The following is a 1,196-nucleotide window of genomic DNA, read 5'->3' on the forward strand; positions in this document are numbered from 1 at the left end:
TTAGGGAAGGTCTGAAAAAGACTTCCTGAATCTGGTGAAATACGCCGATCCCGCCAGCCGAGTTTTTCCATGAAGCAGATGACCTTCGCCGACGCCGAGTACGCCGGCAAGCGCAAGCAGACCCGTAAGGGATTGTTCCTGATCGAGATGGATCAGGTGGTGCCGTGGAAGGGATTGATTGCCCTGATCGAGCCACACTACCCAAAGGGTGAAGGTGGTCGTCCAGCCTATCCGCTGATGGCCATGTTACGTATCCATCTGATGCAGAACTGGTTCGGCTACAGCGACCCGGCCATGGAAGAAGCGCTCTACGAGACGACCATCCTGCGTCAGTTCGCCGGGCTGAGCCTGGAGCGTATTCCCGACGAAACCACCATCCTCAAGTTCCGTCGCTTGCTGGAGAAACATGAGCTGGCAGCCGGCATCCTCGGCGTAATCAATGGCTACCTGGGGGATCGCGGCCTGTCGCTGCGCCCGGGCACTATCGTCGATGCCACACTGATCCACGCGCCCAGCTCGACCAAGAACCAGGACGGCAAGCGCGACCCGGAAATGCACCAGAGCAAGAAAGGGAACCAGTATTACTTTGGCATGAAGGCGCACATCGGCGTGGATGATGAGTCGGGGCTGGTACACAGCGTGGTAGGCACGGCAGCCAACGTGGCGGATATCACCCAGGTCGACAAACTGCTGCACGGTGACGAGAACGTCGTCTGCGCCGATGCCGGCTACACCGGTGTCGAAAAGCGCCCCGAACATGCTGGCCGCGAAGTGATCTGGCAGGTCGCAGCACGCCGCAGCACCTACAATAAGCTCGATAAACGCAGCGCCCTGTACAAAGCCAAGCGCAAGATCGAGAAGGCCAAGGCACAAGTGCGAGCGAAGGTCGAGCACCCGTTTCGAGTGATCAAGCGCCAGTTCGGTTACGTGAAGGTGCGCTTCCGTGGCCTGGCCAAGAACACCGCTCAGCTGGTGACGCTGTTCGCGCTGTCGAACCTATGGATGGCGCGCCGACATTTGCTGACTACCGCAGGAAAGGTGCACCTGTAATGCGGAAAATGGCTGCTGCGAGGTGCTCGCGGCGGCCAAAAACGGAGAACTGAGCGGGTTACCTGGTCGATTTTGATCGACGGCCCGCTTTCAAAAGCAGCGAGGGCTGAAGTCGACCGGAAATACAGGGCTACTTCAGACCTTCC

At 58.9% G+C, this 1,196-nt stretch carries 1 protein-coding gene; it reads left to right on the top strand.

Going from position 1 to position 1,196, the window contains the following annotated elements:
- The first annotated feature begins 69 nt into the window (after nucleotides 1-69).
- Entirely contained in the window at nucleotides 70-1,050 is a 981-nt protein-coding gene (locus tag EC839_RS24080; RefSeq protein ID WP_132833230.1) for an IS5-like element ISPpu18 family transposase, read from the top strand.
- The last annotated feature ends 146 nt before the right edge of the window (nucleotides 1,051-1,196 follow it).

Origin of the sequence: Pseudomonas sp. JUb52 (assembly GCF_004341115.1) — a bacterium.
Taxonomy (GTDB): Bacteria; Pseudomonadota; Gammaproteobacteria; order Pseudomonadales; family Pseudomonadaceae; genus Chryseomonas; species Chryseomonas oryzihabitans.

Coding starts and splice junctions, on each gene's coding strand:
- EC839_RS24080 (WP_132833230.1), top strand. CDS start 70: ATGAAGCAGATGACCTTCGCCGACGCCGAGTACGCCGGCAAGCGCAAG.